General features: G+C 67.3%; 16 protein-coding genes. 7 read left to right on the top strand and 9 right to left on the bottom strand.

Features of this window, described 5'->3' with window-relative positions:
• The coding region (gene pth / locus AC2VON_RS03030) for an aminoacyl-tRNA hydrolase (protein WP_486951613.1) at window positions 1-506 on the top strand (506 nt) is incomplete at its 5' end.
• Between the two features lie 102 nt (window positions 507-608).
• Here the strand turns inward: pth and AC2VON_RS03025 are convergent.
• The 3 genes from AC2VON_RS03025 to AC2VON_RS03015 all read right to left on the bottom strand — a co-directional run bounded on the left by AC2VON_RS03025 (window position 609) and on the right by AC2VON_RS03015 (window position 5,036).
• On the bottom strand, window positions 609-2,243 hold the full coding sequence (locus tag AC2VON_RS03025) for a fatty acyl-AMP ligase (protein WP_486951612.1): 1,635 nt from the start codon (window positions 2,241-2,243) through the stop codon (window positions 609-611).
• Window positions 2,244-2,508: 265 nt separating this feature from the next.
• The gene (locus AC2VON_RS03020) at window positions 2,509-3,474 is read right to left on the bottom strand and encodes a 4-(cytidine 5'-diphospho)-2-C-methyl-D-erythritol kinase (RefSeq protein ID WP_486951611.1); all 966 of its coding nucleotides are present in this window, start codon (window positions 3,472-3,474) and stop codon (window positions 2,509-2,511) included.
• Between the two features lie 32 nt (window positions 3,475-3,506).
• Complete coding sequence (locus AC2VON_RS03015) at window positions 3,507-5,036, bottom strand: PE-PPE domain-containing protein (RefSeq protein WP_486951610.1); 1,530 nt, start codon at window positions 5,034-5,036, stop codon at window positions 3,507-3,509.
• 172 nt (window positions 5,037-5,208) lie between these two features.
• Here AC2VON_RS03015 and AC2VON_RS03010 point away from each other — a divergent pair, with 172 nt between their 5' ends.
• Window positions 5,209-6,015: a serine/threonine-protein kinase gene (locus AC2VON_RS03010; protein WP_486951609.1), complete on the top strand. Its 807-nt coding sequence runs from the start codon at window positions 5,209-5,211 to the stop codon at window positions 6,013-6,015.
• Here the strand turns inward: AC2VON_RS03010 and rsmA are convergent.
• From rsmA to AC2VON_RS02995, 3 genes are all read right to left on the bottom strand, one after another.
• A complete protein-coding gene (gene rsmA / locus AC2VON_RS03005) occupies window positions 6,012-6,968 on the bottom strand; it encodes a 16S rRNA (adenine(1518)-N(6)/adenine(1519)-N(6))-dimethyltransferase RsmA (RefSeq protein ID WP_486951617.1) in 957 nt (318 codons plus the stop codon). The genes AC2VON_RS03010 and rsmA overlap by 4 nt on opposite strands.
• A complete protein-coding gene (locus tag AC2VON_RS03000) occupies window positions 6,932-8,062 on the bottom strand; it encodes a resuscitation-promoting factor (protein ID WP_486951608.1) in 1,131 nt (376 codons plus the stop codon). The genes rsmA and AC2VON_RS03000 overlap by 37 nt, the downstream gene beginning before the upstream one ends.
• A gap of 131 nt (window positions 8,063-8,193) precedes the next feature.
• The gene (locus AC2VON_RS02995; RefSeq protein WP_486951607.1) at window positions 8,194-9,036 is read right to left on the bottom strand and encodes a TatD family hydrolase; all 843 of its coding nucleotides are present in this window, start codon (window positions 9,034-9,036) and stop codon (window positions 8,194-8,196) included.
• Window positions 9,037-9,061: 25 nt separating this feature from the next.
• Here AC2VON_RS02995 and metG point away from each other — a divergent pair, with 25 nt between their 5' ends.
• Both metG and AC2VON_RS02985 read left to right on the top strand, forming a co-directional pair.
• A complete protein-coding gene (gene metG, locus AC2VON_RS02990) occupies window positions 9,062-10,603 on the top strand; it encodes a methionine--tRNA ligase (protein ID WP_486951606.1) in 1,542 nt (513 codons plus the stop codon).
• 92 nt (window positions 10,604-10,695) lie between these two features.
• Complete coding sequence (locus tag AC2VON_RS02985; RefSeq protein ID WP_486951605.1) at window positions 10,696-11,976, top strand: aminodeoxychorismate synthase component I; 1,281 nt, start codon at window positions 10,696-10,698, stop codon at window positions 11,974-11,976.
• An 8-nt stretch (window positions 11,977-11,984) separates the two neighbouring features.
• Here AC2VON_RS02985 and rsmI read toward each other — a convergent pair whose 3' ends face one another.
• Entirely contained in the window at window positions 11,985-12,827 is an 843-nt protein-coding gene (gene rsmI / locus AC2VON_RS02980) for a 16S rRNA (cytidine(1402)-2'-O)-methyltransferase (protein ID WP_486951604.1), read from the bottom strand.
• A gap of 121 nt (window positions 12,828-12,948) precedes the next feature.
• Here rsmI and AC2VON_RS02975 point away from each other — a divergent pair, with 121 nt between their 5' ends.
• From AC2VON_RS02975 to AC2VON_RS02965, 3 genes are all read left to right on the top strand, one after another.
• Entirely contained in the window at window positions 12,949-14,463 is a 1,515-nt protein-coding gene (locus tag AC2VON_RS02975; RefSeq protein WP_486951616.1) for a dolichyl-phosphate-mannose--protein mannosyltransferase, read from the top strand.
• Between the two features lie 99 nt (window positions 14,464-14,562).
• The gene (locus AC2VON_RS02970) at window positions 14,563-15,420 is read left to right on the top strand and encodes a hypothetical protein (RefSeq protein ID WP_486951603.1); all 858 of its coding nucleotides are present in this window, start codon (window positions 14,563-14,565) and stop codon (window positions 15,418-15,420) included.
• A 49-nt stretch (window positions 15,421-15,469) separates the two neighbouring features.
• Entirely contained in the window at window positions 15,470-16,075 is a 606-nt protein-coding gene (locus AC2VON_RS02965) for an alpha-ketoglutarate-dependent dioxygenase AlkB (RefSeq protein ID WP_486951615.1), read from the top strand.
• On the opposite strand, the gene AC2VON_RS02960 is transcribed toward AC2VON_RS02965, so the two are convergent.
• Together AC2VON_RS02960 and AC2VON_RS02955 are read right to left on the bottom strand one after the other, a co-directional pair.
• Window positions 16,072-16,731 carry a DUF5642 family protein gene (locus AC2VON_RS02960; protein ID WP_486951602.1) on the bottom strand — a complete coding sequence of 220 codons (660 nt, stop codon included), beginning with the start codon at window positions 16,729-16,731 and terminating at the stop codon, window positions 16,072-16,074. The genes AC2VON_RS02965 and AC2VON_RS02960 overlap by 4 nt on opposite strands.
• Window positions 16,732-16,741: 10 nt before the next feature.
• A complete protein-coding gene (locus AC2VON_RS02955) occupies window positions 16,742-17,695 on the bottom strand; it encodes a GNAT family N-acetyltransferase (RefSeq protein WP_486951614.1) in 954 nt (317 codons plus the stop codon).
• Window positions 17,696-17,738 lie beyond the last annotated feature (43 nt).

The raw sequence follows: 17,738 nt of genomic DNA, 5'->3' as shown, positions 1-17,738 counted from the left end.
GCTTCATGGTCGCCGACCGGCTGGCCGCGCGAATGGGGTCGAAGTTCAAGGCGCATAAACGTTCCGGGGCGGAGGTGGCCACCGGCCGGCTGTGCGGACGCTCGGTGGTGCTGGCCCGGCCACGCAGTTACATGAACGAGTCGGGTCGCCAAGTAGCGCCATTGGCGAAATTCTTCTCGGTGCCGCCGGGCAACATCACCGTCATCCACGACGACCTGGATCTCGACTTCGGTCGCATCCGGCTCAAGCTGGGCGGCGGCGAAGGCGGCCACAACGGGCTGCGATCAATCGCGGCGGTATTGGGCAGCAAGGACTTTCAACGTGTTCGCATCGGGATCGGCCGTCCGCCCGGACGCAAGGACCCGGCGGCGTTCGTGCTGGAGCCGTTCACAGCCGACGAGGCCGACCAGGTGCCGGCCATCTGCGAGCAGGCCGCCGACGCCACCGAATTACTGATCGAGCTGGGGCTGGAGTCCGCACAGAACGTCGTGCACGCCTGGCCGTAACCGCGCGGGCGCACGCCGACGGCTCGCGAGGGCGCGAGCGGCGTGTCGGACCGGGGAACGCCCTCCCCCGCAAGCGGGCGGTACCCCAGCGCAAGAGGGAAACTAGGTGACCAGCGTGACGGAATTGGCCCGGCGCAGTTTGCCCGACGGCGTCTTGGGGATGGCCCCGGGGCCCAGCACCACCACGTTGCGGGGGCGCAGATCGACCTCGGCCACCACCTCGTGCGCCACCTGGTGTTCGATACGGCGGACCTCGGCGGGATCCTGCCAGGCGTTGGACTCCACCGCGACCGCGAAGGTCTCCCGGGAGTGGCCGGCGTCCAGCCGCACCGCCACAGCGCAGCCCGCCCGCACCCCGTCGACCCGGCTGGCGGCCCGCTCGATGTCGGTGGGGTAGATGTTGCGACCGGCCATGATGATGACGTCTTTCACCCGGCCGCAGACCACGATGTGGCCGTTTTCCGTCAGGTAACCGAGGTCGCCGGTGTCATACCAGCCGTGCTCGTCCTGCGCGGGGATGAAACCCGCCATGGTGATGTAGCCCGGAGTTACCGGTTCGCCGCGCAGCTGAATGACGCCCACCCCGCGAGGAGGCAGCACCGCGCCGTCCTCGTCGACGATACGGGCCTCGATGCCCTGCAGCAGCGGACCCAGCGAGGCCAGCCGCCGGGTGGTGCCCTTGGTGGCCGGCACCGCGCGCCGCAGCGCAGCCAGCAGGTCGGCATCGACCTCGTCGACTTCCAGTCCCTCCTCGACCGGCGAGAACGACACCGCCAGCGTCGTCTCGGCCATGCCGTAGGCGGGCAGGATCACCTCCGGCTTGAGCCCGAACGGCCGGCCCGCGTCGATCAGGTCTTCGACGTCGGCGGGCTCCACCGGTTCGGCGCCCGACATCGCGATCCGCAGCGTGGACAGGTCGAACTGACCGGGTTTGGCTTGCTTGCGCAGTCGCTTGGCGAACAGCGAGTAGGCGAAGTTCGGTCCGCAGATGAAAGTGCCCTTGTACTTGTCGATCAGCTTTGCCCACAGCAGCGTGTCGCGCTGGAAGTCCAGCGGGGTGACCTTGACCAACTCGGCACCGAAATACATCGGCACGGTCAGAAAGCCGATCATGCCCATATCGTGGAAGCACGGCAGCCAGCTGATCATCACATCTTTATCGACGTCGTATTTCACGCCGACGAACATCGCCTCGACATTGGAGTGAATGTTGCGGTGGGTGATCTGGACGGCCTTGGGGGATCCGGTGGAACCGGACGTCAATTGCATCAGCGCCAGGTCGTCCTCGCCGGTCTGCACCGGGTCCAGCGCCTGGGAAGCCAGCAGTTGCTCCACGGTCAACGCCTGGATGCCGCGCTCGGCGAGCACCGGCAGCGCCGCCATGAAGGGGTCGGAGACGATGACGGCCTTGGCCTCGATCATGTCGATGACGGTCGCGGTGTCCTCTGCCCATACCGCCAGGTCGGTACGGGGGGTGGGCTGATGCAGCATGGTCAGGCTGGCTCCGCGCATCCACAACCCTTGCGCAGTGGGGGCGATTTCCACCGGAGCGCCGGCCAACACGCCGACCGCGTCGCCGTGTCCCACACCCGCCGCAGCCAGCCCGCCGGCCACTCGGCGGGCACGTTCGTGCACTTCGCCCCAGGTGTGCCGGATCGGGTGATGCGGTTCGCCGGTGACCATCCCGTTGGTGCTGTTGCGGGCATTGCAGAACATTTTTTCGGTGAACCTGCTCACGACAGCCTCCTGATGCGGTGCAGTGCCCTGCACGCCCGAGATTCAATGTTCCACCTGGTAACGGCCGTTCGGTGAGAGGCGCGCCTGCACAATCGGGGAGCGATCGTGTCTCGAAACGGTGGTGGGTCACAGGCGGTGTGCAAAGGTGCGCCACACCCCGCGAGCAATGGGATCGCACAATTGTCCTGACCGCAACTAGTCACCGCGCAGTATCTTAAACTCGTCTTAAAGACCGGACAAATCCTACGTCGGATTGCGATCTAGATCACACCCCGGTGACGGGGGGCGACACCACGCGGGCACCGTACACCGGCCCGCTGGCCACCCGGACCGCATGGCAGACGCCCGCCGCCGCGAGCTCCGCGCCGACGTCGGCGGCCGACGCGGCGGACGCGCACAAGAACGCGCACGTCGGCCCCGAACCGGACACGACGCCGGCCAGCGCACCCGCCTCGACACCCGCGTGCAGCGCACGTCGCAGCACCGGGGCCAGACTGACCGCCGCCGCCTGCAGCTCATTACCCAGCAGCGGAGCCAGACGATGGGGATCGCCGGCAGCCAGCGCCGCCAGCACCGGCTCGGGTTGGTCAAGCCGCGGCAGTACGCGGCCGGCATCAGCTCGGAGGCGGTCCAGCTCGGCAAACACCGCGGCAGTGGACAACCCGCACTCGCCGAATGCCAACACCCAGTGAAAGGTGTTGCGGGTCAACACGGTGGCCAGCTCCTCACCGCGACCGGTGCCCAACGCGGTGCCACCATGCAACGCGAACGGCACGTCGCTGCCCAGCCGCGCGGCCAGCGAATGCAGATCGCGACGCGGTATGCCCAACTCCCACAGCACGTTCATCGCGACCAGCACCGCGGCGGCATCCGCGCTGCCGCCGGCCATGCCGCCGGCGACCGGGATGGACTTGTCGACCGTGATCGCCACGTCGGGCACCCGGCCCACGTGACCGGCCATCAACTCGGCGGCCCGCCAGGCCAGGTTGTGCTCGTCGGTGGGCAGCAGGTCGGCACCCTCCCCGACAACTCGCAGCGACAGCATGTCCGCGGCGCGGACCGTGACCTCGTCGACCACCGACACGGCGTGAAACACCGTGGTCAGCTCGTGGTAGCCGTCGGCGCGGCGATCCCCCACGGCCAGGTAAAGGTTGAGCTTCCCGGGTACTTGCACGCTGACCGACCCGGTGGGTATCCACTCCGTGGCGGTGTTTCCGTCGGACGCGGTCACGCCGATGAGACTATCGCCGGTGGCCTCAGCCGTTACGACAGGCCGCTGAAGGAATCACCGATCGCAAAAATCGCGTTCTCGATCACGCGGAGTTCGAATCCGCCTGCGACGCTGGCCAACGCGAAGTCGACCCCGATCGGCATCAGGAGCGCCTCCGCCAGGTCACCTTGCCCGAGGAAGTGGGTGAAGAGGTCGACATCGTAGACCGGCATGGTGGTCGTCAGGCTGTTGACGATGTCGGCGGTCGGCAGCAACGCCGCGTAGGCGTGCGATGCCGCAGCACTGAAGGCATTGACGATGTCGGTGAGGCTGAGCGAGGCCAGATCGGGGGTGCCCGCCGACAGGCTGGACAACGACAGGTGGGACAGGTCGTGGGTGAAGTCGGTGACGCCCTGCTCGGCCCCTGCGCCCAGGGCGTTCAGCACATCGCTGATGTTGACATCCGGGAACAGGCCGAATGGCGTTGCCTCGTTGGCCGGCCCTGGGTCCCAGCCCTGGTCGATGCTGCCGTACCCCAGATTGACCAGCACCTTCAGGTCCGGCTGCAGCAGGTCGGCCAGCGGGTTGCCCACCACCGGGATGGCGCGCAGCAGGTCCAGCAGCGGAAGGTTCTCGGTGGGAATCATGAAGTAGTTGGTCGACTCGGCGGCGGTGGTCCCACCGCCGGGGAGATCGAAGGGCAACTCGGTTGAGCCCGGCAGCAGGATCGCCTGGCTGATCTGCTCGGAGGTGATGGTCGGGTAGGTGCCGTGGACGAAGGCGATACCCAAAACGGCGTTGATGTCCGACAGCAGATCGAGCGGGTACCTCGGGAAGTCCGCGAAGCCGTCGTATTCCTGGGTGTAGATCGCGGTGTCCCAGGGGGTGTCCGCCGGGGTCGCGCTGCTGAACGTGATCCCCAGACTCGGGATGGTCGCCTCCTGCATACCCGGGAAGTCGAAGCGGGGCAGGAGACCGCCGTCGGGGTTGTTGGGGTCACCGACCAGCACGAAATTCAGCTGATCCGCGGCGGGCTGATCGTTATGCGGCAGGGCGAGCAGGTTCTGCATCTCCAGTGTGGAAATGGTCGCGCTCTGCGAGTAGCCGAACACGACGCTGGGGGTGTCCGAGGCGACCTGATTCGTGATCGTGGTGTTCAGGATGCTGACGCCCTGCGCTACCGACTGGTTGAACTCCAGCTCTTTGACGCCCTCGAACGGATACAGCCCCTCCGGGGTGAACAGCGGGTTCGTTGTGACGACCGGAAACTCCGGCTGGCCGTGGAACAGCGGCTCGCCGTGGCTGAAATCAGGAAACGCCGACGGGTTGATGTACCGCTCACTGACGTCCGTCAGGTAGGACGGCGGAGGTATCGGTAGACCGCTGCCTCCCATGATCCACGACTCGGCGTCGGTGCTCAGCAGCTTCACCTCGGCGAGCACCGTTCTCACCCCGGTCGCCAGCGCCGGGCTGACCGCGAGCGGCACGACCAGTGCGACCAGTGCTACCAGTGCTACCAGTGCTAAGGCGCCGGTGAACGCCAACGACACGGCGCCCAGCGAGCGCAGCCTGCGACTGGTCATAACTAATCTCCCCGGCAAGGTGATCACATCGGTGTGACGATCTTCGCATCTTATTAAGTGTGTTGCCCATTATTAAGTGTGTTGCCCACGAACAACGCTAGACTACATAGTCGTTCCTTAGCTGCTGCGGGCGGCTGGAGGGGCTCAAACCACCAGGTCCTAGCCTGAAACGGTGCTGTACGCCGGCGAGACCCTGGGCGGCTACGTCGTCGACCGGACGGTAGGCCGCGGCGGCTGCGCCACGGTGTATCGGGCCTACCCAGCATCCGGACCGCAGCGCGTGCTGGCGCTCAAGGTCCTCGACGAGGACCACCGCACACCGCCCGAACGAGCCCACCTGGAACGGGAATTCGAGTTCGCACGCGCACTCGATCACCCCCACGTCGTCACGGTCTACGAACGCGGGCCCTGTTGGCTGGCCATGCAATTCGTCGCCGGTGGCAACTCGACACGGCTACGGGTGCTCGACGACCGGCTGGCGGCCCTGGCGCAGATTGCCGACGCGCTGGACTACGCGCACCGCAATGGCATCGTGCACTGCGACGTGAAACCCGCGAATATCCTTGTTGCCGAGGATTTCCCCCACGACGGCGCGGTGCTGGTCGACTTCGGTGTGGCCCACACCGTCGTCGAAGACGTGTGGCGACGGCAAAAACGTCGGCAGGTATCGCTGCCCTACGCCGCCCCCGAAGTACTGCTCGGCCAAGCGCCCGCTGCCGCCACCGACGAGTATGCGCTGGCATGTACGACGGTCGAATTACTCACCGGGGCACCGCCGTTCACTGCAGATAGCGCCGCTGAGCTGGTAGACGCGCAGCTGCGCAGGTTGCCGCGACCTGTCTCGCACGACTTCGGTTGGATACCACGCGCCTTCGACACGGTTCTTTCTCGGGCGATGGCAAAAGCACCGGAGATGCGCTACCGGTCCTGCACTGAGTTCGTCGAACACATCACCCGGGTGCTGCGCACATCGGTCTAGCTGGTCGAGTTGACGCGCCGGGGTGTGCCGCCTGGACTGCCCCGGGCCGGCGTCGTGGTAGGGGAATCCGGGCGCTGGAGCAACCGGACGAAGTCGGCGATCGACAACGTCTCGCCGCGGCGGGCCGGGTCGATGCTGGCAGCCAGCAGTCGCTTCGCGGATTCGTTGCCCGACCCCGCCCACTCGGCGAAAGCATTACGAGTGGTTTTGCGCCGCTGTGCGAATGCGGTGTCCACAAGTTGGAAGACCCTTCGACGGAATGTGTCGTCGGTGGGCCACGGTGCGGCTCGGTATCGATCGATGCGCACCAGTCCGGAATAGACTCGCGGAATCGGCCAGAACACGGCCGGCGGCACCGTGCCGAGACGGCGTATGGTCCCGAAGAACCGGACCTTCACACTGGGTATCCCGTAGTCCTTGCCGCCCGGCTCGGCGGCCAGCCGTTCGGCGACCTCAGCCTGGACCATCACCGTCGCCGTCCGGATGGAGGGAAACTCGGCCAGCAGATGCAACAGCGCCGGCACCGCGACGTTGTAGGGCAGATTGGCCACCAACGCTGTGGGCTCACCGGTCAGCACACCCGGACCCGCGGACAGGATGTCGTAGTTGAGCACCCTGAGTCGGTCGGCTTCGGCGTGCGAGTGCTCCGCAACCGTTTTCGGCAGCCGGTCGGCCAGCACTGGGTCGATTTCGACGGCGGTGACCGCCGCTCCGCGGTCGAGCAGGGCCAGGGTCAGTGAACCGAACCCGGGGCCGACCTCCAGGACGTGATCACCCCGGTTCACTCCGGCTGCCGACGTCACCCGACGCACCGTGTTGGCGTCGTGGACGAAGTTCTGGCCCAGTGATTTCCGCGGCCGGAACTCGAGCTCTTTGGCCAGAGTCCTTATCTCGGTGCGTCCGAGGAGCCGAACGCTCAGCGGGTACCCGCCCGCCCGCTGCACACCGGCCAGGCAGCCCAACCCTGACGTCCCCGGGTGACCTCCGCAATGGCGATCTGCTCGTCCCGGGTAGCCAGATCCGCGCGCGGGGCATACCGCAGGCCACCGTTGCGCTCCCAGGTGCCCTGGTCGAACTGCACGCCGCCGTAGTAGCCGTTGCCGGTGTTGATCGCCCAGTTGCCACCGGCCTCACAGCGGGAGATGGCGTCCCAAGTGCCGCCGTTGCTCACCGGCGGCACTTCGGTGCCCGGCTTGGCCCCGACTCGCAACACAGCGTCGCGGGCCGGCTGCACCACGACATTGGCCACCGGCAGCCTGCCGGTCTCCGCACCGTTGACCACGGCCACGGTGAACGTCACGTCCTGGGTGCCCGGTGTGCCGGGGTCTTCCACGACTTGGCGGCTCATGTTCATGGTCGGGTCTTCGATCCGCTGCGGGTTCGGGGCCAGCGGCACCCGCTCGGTGACCTGCTGGGTACGGATTCTGGTCACCTGGATCTGCATTCCCTCGGTCACCGGCGTCGAGGCCGCCGGAGTCACCTTGTCGCTCTGCTCCAGCGGGGTGCCGGCGGCCTCAAGCAGGCCCGCAACGTGCGGCGCGGCCAGGTGCACCGTGCGCACCGCCCCGCCATCGTCGATCTGCACCGTTTTGGCGCTGACCACCGGCAGCGCCATGCCGGACAGCGGGACCCGGCTGCCGCGGGAGGCCGCCACCGGGGCGATGTCGGTCATGGACAGCTGAGCCAGCGCCTCATCGACGGTGCTTGCCGTCGTCCAGACCTGCTTGGTGTCTGTTCCGCCGTCCAGGGAGATCTGCAGCGGCCGGCTGCGCCGCAGCGTGATCGTGTCGGCGTTCTGCACCCGCGTGTCGCCGGCCGGGGACAGGTCGTCGCGCTCGGCGACGGTGAACCCGTTCTCTTCGACGACGTCAATCACCCGAGACTTCATCGTGGTGACGGTCGTAGGTGTCCCATCGACGTCCAGGGTCACCGTCTTGTGGTTGGCGACCGCGTAGCCGCCGGCGAAGATCAGCGAAAGCAACATCGCGGCAACCAGTATTCGTAGAATCGGCGATTGGTTCTGGTGGAGCCTTGTCACTACATTCAACGTGCTGCTGTCCCTGACCTCAACGACCTCATGACACAGGAAAGGGGCCCTTGGGGCCCCACATTCGATAACGAGACGGTAACGAACCGCCTGGCGTCGATCAACTTCCGGCGGACGTTCTTAAAGGACTCTTAATGCAATCCGTACGCCCGGCGAGCGTTGCCGGTGGTGACCCGGGCGAGCTCGCCGGGCGGCACATCCAGCAGTTCGGCCAGCGCTCGAACCGTGTAAGGCAGGCAGTAGGGCTCGTTGGGTGCACCGCGATAGGGGTGCGGCGTCAGAAACGGTGCGTCGGTCTCCACCAGCAACTGCCGGGACGGGATCAGCGGCGCGGCTTCCCGCAGCTCACGAGCATTGCGGAAGGTCACCGTACCCGACAGGCTGAGCAGCCACCCGGCGTCGGCGCAGCTGCGGGCCATCTGGCTGCCCGAGGAGAAACAGTGAAAGATCACCACCTCGGGGGCGCCCTCGGCCGCCAGCACCTCGAGCACCTCGGCGTCGGCGCCGCGGTTGTGGATCATCAGCGGTTTGCCGGTTCGTTTGGCAAGGTCGATGTGCCAGGCGAAGGCCTCCCGCTGGCTGCCCGGTTCCGCGCAGCCCGCCAGCCGGCCCGGCCAGTACAGGTCCAGGCCGGTTTCGCCGATCGCCACCACCCGCGGGTGGGCGGCCAACCGCTCGATCTCGTCGCGGGCAGCCTCGGTCAGCGCGTCGGCGCGGGTGGGATGCAGCGCCACCGCGGCGTAGACCCGCGGATCCCCATCGGCGGCCCGGGTCACCCAGCGCGCCGAACTCAGGTCATCGGCGACGGTGACGATCGCCTCGACCCCGACCGTGGCGGCACGATCCACCATGATGCGCACTTGGCCGGCGTCCTGCGCCCCGCAGGCGTCGAGGTGGGTGTGCGCATCGATCAGCGGGTGCAACGGCTCCGGAACGGGCGGCGCTTGCCGTTCGGCTGACTGTTTGGAAGTCACGGCCACACAATAGGGTGGATCTGCGATGAGGCCCTACTACCTGACCACGGCGATCACCTACCCGAACGGCGAGCCGCACGTCGGGCATGCGTACGAATACATCGCCACCGATGCAATCGCCCGGTTCAAACGGCTCGACGGCTACGACGTGCGCTACCTGACCGGCACCGACGAGCACGGATTGAAGATGGTCGAAACGGCGGCCGCCGAGGGCATTGCCACCGCGGAATTGGCCCGGCGCAACTCCGATGTGTTCCAACGGCTGCAGCAGCGCCTCAACATCTCCTTCGACCGCTTCATCCGCACCACCGACGCCGACCACTTGGCGGCGTCCAAGGTGATCTGGCAGCGGATGGCCGACGCCGGCGACATCTACCTCGATTCCTATTCGGGGTGGTACTCGGTGCGCGACGAGCGCTTTTTCGTCGAAGCGGAGACCGCGCTTGCCGACGACGGCATCCGCATCGCCGGCGAAACCGGAGCGCCGGTGACGTGGACCGAGGAGCAGACGTATTTCTTCCGGCTCTCGGCGTACGCGGACAAGCTGCTGGCCCATTACCAGGCCCACCCGGAGTTCATCGCACCGGACGTGCGACGCAACGAGGTGGTCAGCTTTGTCTCCGGCGGGCTGCGCGATCTGTCGATCTCCCGCACCTCGTTCGACTGGGGCGTGCCGGTCCCCGACCATCCCGACCACGTCATGTACGTGTGGGTCGATGCGCTGACCAATTACCTGACCGGGGTGGGCTACCCCGACACCGACTCGCCGGTGTTTCGCCGCTATTGGCCCGCCGACCTGCACATGATCGGCAAGGACATCATCCGGTTTCACACCGTTTACTGGCCGGCGTTTCTGATGTCAGCCGGAATCGAGCTGCCCCGAAGGGTTTTCGCACACGGATTTCTGCTCAACCGGGGTCAGAAGATGAGCAAGTCGGTGGGTAATGTGATCGACCCGGACACGCTGGTGGACGCGTTCGGCCTGGACCAGGTGCGCTACTTCCTGCTGCGCGAGGTCCCGTTCGGCCAGGACGGCAGTTACAGCGATGACGCGATCATCACCCGGATCAACACCGACCTGGCCAACGAGCTGGGCAACCTGGCGCAGCGGTCACTGTCGATGGTCGCCAAGAATCTGGCCGGGATCGTCCCGGAGCCAGGCGAATTCACCGTCGAGGACTTGCAGTTGCTAACTACGGCCGACAGGCTGCTGGAACAGGTGCGAGCCAAGTTCGATGTGCAGGCAATGCATTTGGGTTTGGAGGCGATCTGGCTGATGCTCGGTGCCGCCAACCGGTACTTCTCCGCGCAACAGCCGTGGGTGCTTTCCAAAAGTGAGTCCCCGGCTGATCAGACGCGCTTTCCGACCGTGCTCTACACCACGCTGGAGGTGGTACGCATCGCGGCACTGTTGATTCAACCGGTGATGCCGGAATCGACGGGAAAGCTGCTGGATCTGCTCGGCCAGCCCGACGGGCAACGCACCTTCGCGGCGATCGGTGAGCGGCTCAAGCCCGGTATCGCGCTACCGCCGCCCGTCGGCGTGTTCCCCCGCCACGTTTCTTAACCTCTTGACCGCGAGCAGACGCAAAGGCCCCCCCGCGCACGCGACATGCAGGGGCCTTTGCGTCTGCTCGCCCGACGCAGCAAGCTAGGACGGTGCGAACGCAGCGGCTCGGTGCGCTGGGCGAAGCGCCGGAGGTGCTGCGCGCGGTCGGTGACGCCACGGTTCGGCTGGGCCTGCCGCCGCCGGCGGCGCTGACCGGCGAGTGGTTCGGCGCGCTCGCGGTGATCGCACCGAGCGTGGCGATACAACCCGTCGACCCGGCCGCCGCGTTCGCGGTCCGGCCGGGCTCAGGCAGCACCGCGGTGGGCGGTGGCTGGATCGGCTACCTGTCCTACCCGGATGCCGGCGCCGACGGGCAGCCGGGCCGGATCCCGCAAGCCGCCGGCGGCTGGACCGACTGCGTGCTGCGCCGCGACCGTGACAAGCAGGGCGGGCGGGGCGGGCAGTGGTGGTACGAAAGCCTCTCCGGGGCCGCGATGCCGGGCTGGTTGGCCGAAGCGCTGGCGACCCCGGCGCCGTCGCGACACTGCCACGTCGACTGGGGGCAGGCCGACCGCGACCGGCACCGCGCCGGCGTGCTGGCCTGCCTGGAAGCGATCCGGGACGGCGAGGTGTATCAAGCGTGTGTATGCACCCAATTCAGCGGGACCGTCGCGGGCGCTCCGCTGGACTTCTTCGCCGATGCGGTGACACGCACCGCGCCGGGCCGGGCCGCATATGTCGCCGGGGACTGGGGGGCGGTGGCCTCGTTGTCACCGGAGCTGTTTCTGCGCCGCCGCGGCGACACCGTGATCTCCAGCCCGATCAAGGGCACGCTGCCGCTGGACGCACGCCCGTCGGCGCTGCGGTCCTCGATCAAGGACGTCGCGGAGAACATCATGCTCGTCGACCTGGTCCGCAACGACCTGGGCCGGGTGGCGATCACCGGGACAGTCACCGTGCCCGAGCTGCTGGCGGTACGGCCCGCGCCGGGGGTGTGGCACCTGGTGTCGACGGTGTCGGCGCGGGTGCCGGTCGAGCTGCCCCCGTCGGCGTTGCTGGACGCTGCGTTTCCGCCCGCCTCGGTCACCGGAACACCGAAGTTGCGCGCCCGCCAACTACTGTCGGGGTGGGAACAGTACAGACGTGGAGTATATTGCGGCACAGTCGGTTTGGCATCGCCGATGGCCGGATGCGAGCTCAACGTGGCGATCCGCACCGTCGAATTCGACGCGGCCGGTGGTGCCGTGTTGGGAGTCGGCGGCGGCATCACCGCCGACTCCGACGCCGACGCCGAATGGCAGGAGTGCCTGCACAAGGCCGCGCCGGTCCTCGGCCTGATGCCCACGCTCATCGATTCTGCGCCCACAACGGGGGTCGCTTTCGCACCGTGAGCGCAGCGTCAACGCCGACCCCGAGAACGCAGCACCGCGTCGTAGAGCTCGCGCCGCGGCGGTGCCCCCGGGTGGGCGGTGACCACCCGCGCACAGGCGGCCTTGACGCCCATCCCGGCACCGGTCAGCTCCGCGACCTCGGCCACCAGCACGGACATGTCGGCCTGTGGGCTAGCCCCGGCCAGCACCACGGTGATCTCGCCGAGCACTCCGTCGGCGGCCCACGCCGCGAGTTCGTCCAGCGTTCCCCGCACTACTTCCTCGTGCACCTTGGTCAGCTCCCGGCACACCACCGCGCGTCGCGCACCACCGAGCTGTTCGGCCGCGTCGCGCAGGCAGCCGGCCAGCCGGCGCGGCGACTCGAAGAACACGCAGGTGCGGCGCTCGTCGGCGAGCGCTGCCAGCCAAGCCTTGCGCGCTGACGGCTTACGCGGGGCGAAACCCTCGAAACAGAACTTGTCCGGCGCCAGGCCGGACACCGCCAGTGCGGTGGTCACCGCCGACGGGCCGGGTAGACAACCCACGTCCACACCGGCGTCCAGGCAAGCGGTGACCAGCCGGTAGCCCGGGTCGCTGATCGCCGGCGTCCCGGCGTCGCTGATCACCAGCACCGTCGCCCCGGCGGTGATCTCGGCCAGCAGAGTGGGGATCCGCGCTACTTCGTTCGCGTCGAACAGGCTGACCACCTTGCCGGTGATGCGGACGTCGAGTGCGCTGGCCAGCTTGCGTACCCGCCGGGTGTCCTCGGCGGCGACCACCTCGGCAGCGCCGAGTGCGGCGATCAACCTGGCTGACGCGTCCGATGGCTGACCCAGCGGCGTCGCACCCAGCAGCAGTCGACCGGCGGCCATGGCGCAAAGCCTACGATCGTTGGGTGACCGCCGGCGACGATGCAGAGCGAAGCGGTGCACAGGAGCGGCGCCTGTGACAGCCCCGCCCGTGACCAGCCCGGCAGCCGTGGCCGCGGAGCGCATGGCAGCGCTTGTCAGTCCGGGCCCGATGGCGCCGGTCGCCGATTTCGGGCCCGCCGACCGCAGCACCGGCTGGGCTGTGACCGCGGCGGTCACCGCCCTGGCGGCGGTGACACGGTTCGTCAACCTCGGGTCACCGACCGACGCCGGCACCCCGATCTTCGACGAGAAGCATTACGCGCCGCAGGCCTGGCAGATGCTGCACAACCACGGTGTGGAAGACAACCCGGGATACGGCCTGGTCGTACACCCGCCGGCCGGCAAGCAGCTGATCGCGATCGGTGAGGCGCTGTTCGGCTACAACGGGCTGGGCTGGCGATTCACCGGCGCCCTGCTCGGAGTGATCCTGGTGGGGCTGGTGGTGCGGATCGTTCGCCGGATCAGCCGTTCCACCGTGGTCGGCGGGATCGCCGGGCTGCTGCTCATCGGCGACAGCGTCAGTTTCGTCGCCGCACGCACCGCGTTGCTCGACGGCTTCTTGGCATTTTTCGTGGTCGGGGCCTTCGGTGCCCTCATCGTCGACCGAGATCGGGTGCGGATGCGGATGCATGCCGTGCTGAACGACGGCCGCAGCGCCGAGACGCCGTGGGGCCCGCGGCTGGGCGTGCGATGGTGGCGGTTCGGCGCCGGGGTGCTGCTCGGGTTGGCGTGCGCCACCAAATGGTCCGGGCTCTACTTCGTGGTGTTCTTCGGCGCGGTGTCGCTGGCGTTCGACGTGGCGGCGCGACGTCAGTACCGGGTGCGCCGTCCCTGGTGGGGAACGCTCCGCCGCGACCTGGGGCCGACGGCCTACGCGCTGCTGCTCATCCCGTTCGGGGTATATCTCGCGTCCTACGCGCCGTGGTTCGCCTCCGAAACGGCCGTGGACCGCCATGAGGTGGGCCAGTCGATCGGCGCTGCCACCCGCTTTCGGGTGCCGGACGCGATCCGCTCACTGTGGCACTACACCTACCAGGCCTACCACTTCCATGCCAGCCTGACGAACGGAGCGGGCAACCACCATCCCTGGGAATCCAAGCCGTGGACGTGGCCGATGTCGCTGCGGCCGGTGCTCTACGCCATCGACCAACAAAACGTCCCCGGCTGCGGTGCACAGTCGTGTGTCAAGGCGGTGATGCTGGTCGGCACCCCGGCGATGTGGTGGCTCGCACTGCCGGTACTCGGCTACGCATCGTGGCGGATGCTGGTGCACCGCGACTGGCGGTATGCCGTCGTGCTGGTCGGCTACTGCGCGGGTTGGCTCCCGTGGTTCGCCGACATCGACCGGCAGATGTACTTCTTCTACGCGGTACCCATGGCGCCGTTCCTGGTGATGGCGATCGCGCTGATCCTCGGTGACATCCTCTACCAGCGCGTCCCACAGAACGACGAGCGGCGGACCCTCGGGCTGATCGCGGTGTGCTGCTACGTCGCCCTGGTGCTCACCAATTTCGCCTGGCTGTATCCGGTGCTCACCGGCCAGCCGATCTCCCAGGCCACCTGGCACATGGAGATCTGGCTGCCCAGCTGGCGGTAGCTGTGCGTTGAGATTGCGGTCGAGGTCGTTGTTTCGGGTTGTCCACAGCCCTGCACGCAATGTCAACGCGTGAACCGCGGTGTCGGACATCATCAGCGCATGGAGGTGCTGCGAGGAAACGAAGCACTGTCAGGTCGACGATTGACTCGCGGCCAATTGCGCTGGAATTACCGGCCGATATTTCCCAATGTCTATGTCCCGAGGACGAGCGTCCCGACGTTGACGAGTAAAACGGTCGGCGCGTGGCTGTGGTCAGGCCGTGACGGCGTGATCGCTGGGCGCGCAGCGGCGGCCCTGCACGGCGCGCTGTGGGTGGATGCGGGTTCGCCGATCGAGATGATTTGGCGAAGCTGCCGCTCACCGACAGGAATTGTGACGCGCAACGAACGGATAGACGACGACGAGGTCGTCAACATCGATGGGATGACGGTGACCAGTCCGGCGCGGACCGCGCTCGATCTCGCCAGGCATCTGCCTCGTGACGCCGCCGTGCGACACCTCGATGCGTTGGCCCGCGCAACAGACGTCAAAGCCGGCGATGCCGCTTCGCTGGCCGAACGCTATCCGAAATCCCGCGGGCTGCGTCGATCCGACATCGCCCTTCCGCTGATGGACGCCGGTGCTGAATCACCGAGGGAGACGTGGTTACGGCTCCTTCTCATCGATGCCGGCCTGCCGCCACCGCGGACACAGATCAGGGTCACCGACGGGTTCAACGAGGCATTCATCGACATGGGCTACGACGAGCAGATGGTCGGGCTCGATTACGACGGCAAGCACCACAGCACCGATCGTGCCCGGTATGTGCACGGCATCGGACGTGCTGAATTGATCGAGCGCGAAGGTTGGATCGACATTCACGTGGTGGCCGAACACAGCCGGCGTTTCATCCTGCATCGGGTGTCGGAGGCCTTCGCCCGCCGGGGGCATCCGGTGACATTGCGCCTACGGTCGTGAAATTCATCCGGGAACAGCCCTGACCGCAATCTCAACGGGTAGACTCGAACTGATGTGCGAGATACAGGGCGCGCTGTTCGATGGCAACCAACGCCGACGACTCGATGGCGGAGCGTGGCTCGACCTGCGCTGCGGCTGGGCGAAGGATGTCGATGACGTGCTCACCGAGCTGCAGTCCACGGTGCCGTGGCGAGCCGAGCGCCGGCAGATGTACGAGCGGGTGGTCGACGTGCCCAGGCTGGTGAGCTTTTACGACCTGAGCGTCGAGGACGCACCGCACCCGCTGATCGGCCGGGTGCGGCAACGGCTCAACGACATCTATGCCGGCGAACTCGGCGAGCCGTTCACCACCGTCGGGCTGTGCCTGTACCGCGACGGCGCCGACAGCGTGGCCTGGCACGGCGACACCATCGGCCGTGGCCGCACCGCGGACACCATGGTCGCGATCGTCAGCCTCGGCGCGACCCGCACCTTTGCGTTGCGACCGCGCAGCGGTGGATCATCGTTGCGGTTTCCGCAGCGACACGGCGACCTGCTGGTCATGGGTGGCTCGTGTCAGCGCAGCTGGGAGCACTCGATCCCGAAGACGGCGAAGGCGTCGGGGCCGACCGGCCCACGGATCAGCCTCCAGTTCCGGCCGCGCGGCGTGCGCTAGCTTCTGACCGCCGCGACGGCGGCGACGAGCAAGTCACGTGCCCGCGCGGTATCGACCGGAACGACCGGCGTGTCCGGTTGCACCAGCGAGTTCGCGGTGACCAGTACCTGGTAGGGGCCGAAATACGCGGAGTAGTTGTAAAGCTCCCCGGTACGGGGTCTGTCGTCGGTGACCGTCTGAATCACCCGGTGGATGCCCAGCGTGTGTGCGCCGTCGATCCGCGGCACCTCGACCACCTCCACCAAGCCGCGGATCGTCTCTCCGGCGAATCCCACTTTCTGGCAACTGCGTCCCGGCTCGACGAGCGGCAGTGGTTCGGATGTCTCCAAGGCAATGGTGATGAAGCGGTTCCCGTTGCCCTCGGCGGCGACCGCGGACATGTTCCCCTGCACGCCCTGCGGCAACTGCTGGCTGATCGCGAATTTCGAGCAATCCGCGGGGTCGAAAGTCAACCCCGGGGGCAGCGTCGTGCCGGCCAGCAGTCTCGGGTCGATTCCGGTGTGCGCGATGTCCTTGACCTGGAACTCCGGACCGAAGGTCGACTTGACGTCGACCACTTTGTCGATGTCTGCCGACACCTCGGCCCGCTCGCCCGATCCGCAGGCGGCCAACCAGCATCCGAAACCGATCGCCAATGCCGCGCGGAGGTTCAACATCGTAGCCAATCTACCCGACGGTCCGGATAACTTGACGGCCAACATCTTTGATCCGGCCGGTGACAACTTCGTCCAATGGCACGTCAGCTGCTGCGGGTACGTCGATCACAGTGGTCACGATCCCGGGGTCGTCGCGCTGCCAGAACGCGCCGTGCCGATCCAGAATGGCACGCATCGGCGTGTTTTCGGAAAGCACACGCGCCGAGAACTTTTCGACGCCGTCCAGCCGGGCGACAACGGACAGCGCACCCATCAGAAAGGTGCCGATACCGCGGCCCTGGTAGGCATCACCGACGGTGAATGCGATTTCGGCGACGGTCGGGTCGCCTTCGTCGCGGACGAATCGCGCGTCGGCGACGGGCGAGCCGTCCGGCTCGGTCACCACCCAGACGAAGTGATCGACATAGTCGACCTCGAACAGATAGTGCATCAGAGCCGGGCTGGGAATCCGGGTGGTCATGAACCGTCGGTAGAGCGTCTCGCCGGAGAACTTCACATGCCCGTGCACGGTTCGTTGGCTGTCGCCGGGCAGCACAGGGCGCAGCAGCAGTTCGGTGCCGTCGCGAACCCGGATCGGGATCGGGGTGATGTGGGCGGCGAGGCGCTGTCGGGCGGTCCGCACCAGCCGGCCCATCACCTCCGGGATCTGCAGCATCCGGGCGAAGGCCTGCTGGTCGCCGACCCAGCCGGACAACGGCGTGGCGGTGGTGACGGTCGCTGTTCGCCGGCTGTTGCGCAGCAGTGCGATCTCCCCGACCACCATGCCCGCCGACACCTGGCCGACCACCACGACGCCGTCGTCGCCGCTGTGCGTGACCCCGGCGGTCCCCGACGATATGAGCAGAAACGAAACGGCCCGCTCCCCCTGGCGCATGAGCACCTGGCCAGCGGCTGCCCGCAACGGTTGCAGGCTGGCGACCAGCGGAGCGAGGTCTTCGGCAGAACAACTGGCGAAAATGTCCATCGCCGCGAGTTCGTCGGTACCCAAACTCAGTTCGGCCACTGTG

This window comes from Mycobacterium sp. TH-M82, assembly GCF_057473605.1.
This window is presented reverse-complemented; position numbering and strand designations above follow the sequence as displayed.

Excerpts from the sequence above, each read along its gene's own strand:
- AC2VON_RS03015 (WP_486951610.1), bottom strand. The coding sequence starts at position 5,036 with ATGACCAGTCGCAGGCTGCGCTCGCTGGGCGCCGTGTCGTTGGCGTTC.
- AC2VON_RS02975 (WP_486951616.1), top strand. The coding sequence starts at position 12,949 with ATGGCAGCGCTTGTCAGTCCGGGCCCGATGGCGCCGGTCGCCGATTTC.
- AC2VON_RS02960 (WP_486951602.1), bottom strand. The coding sequence starts at position 16,731 with ATGTTGAACCTCCGCGCGGCATTGGCGATCGGTTTCGGATGCTGGTTG.
- AC2VON_RS02955 (WP_486951614.1), bottom strand. The coding sequence starts at position 17,695 with ATGGACATTTTCGCCAGTTGTTCTGCCGAAGACCTCGCTCCGCTGGTC.
- metG (WP_486951606.1), top strand. The coding sequence starts at position 9,062 with ATGAGGCCCTACTACCTGACCACGGCGATCACCTACCCGAACGGCGAG.
- rsmI (WP_486951604.1), bottom strand. The coding sequence starts at position 12,827 with ATGGCCGCCGGTCGACTGCTGCTGGGTGCGACGCCGCTGGGTCAGCCA.
- AC2VON_RS02970 (WP_486951603.1), top strand. The coding sequence starts at position 14,563 with ATGGAGGTGCTGCGAGGAAACGAAGCACTGTCAGGTCGACGATTGACT.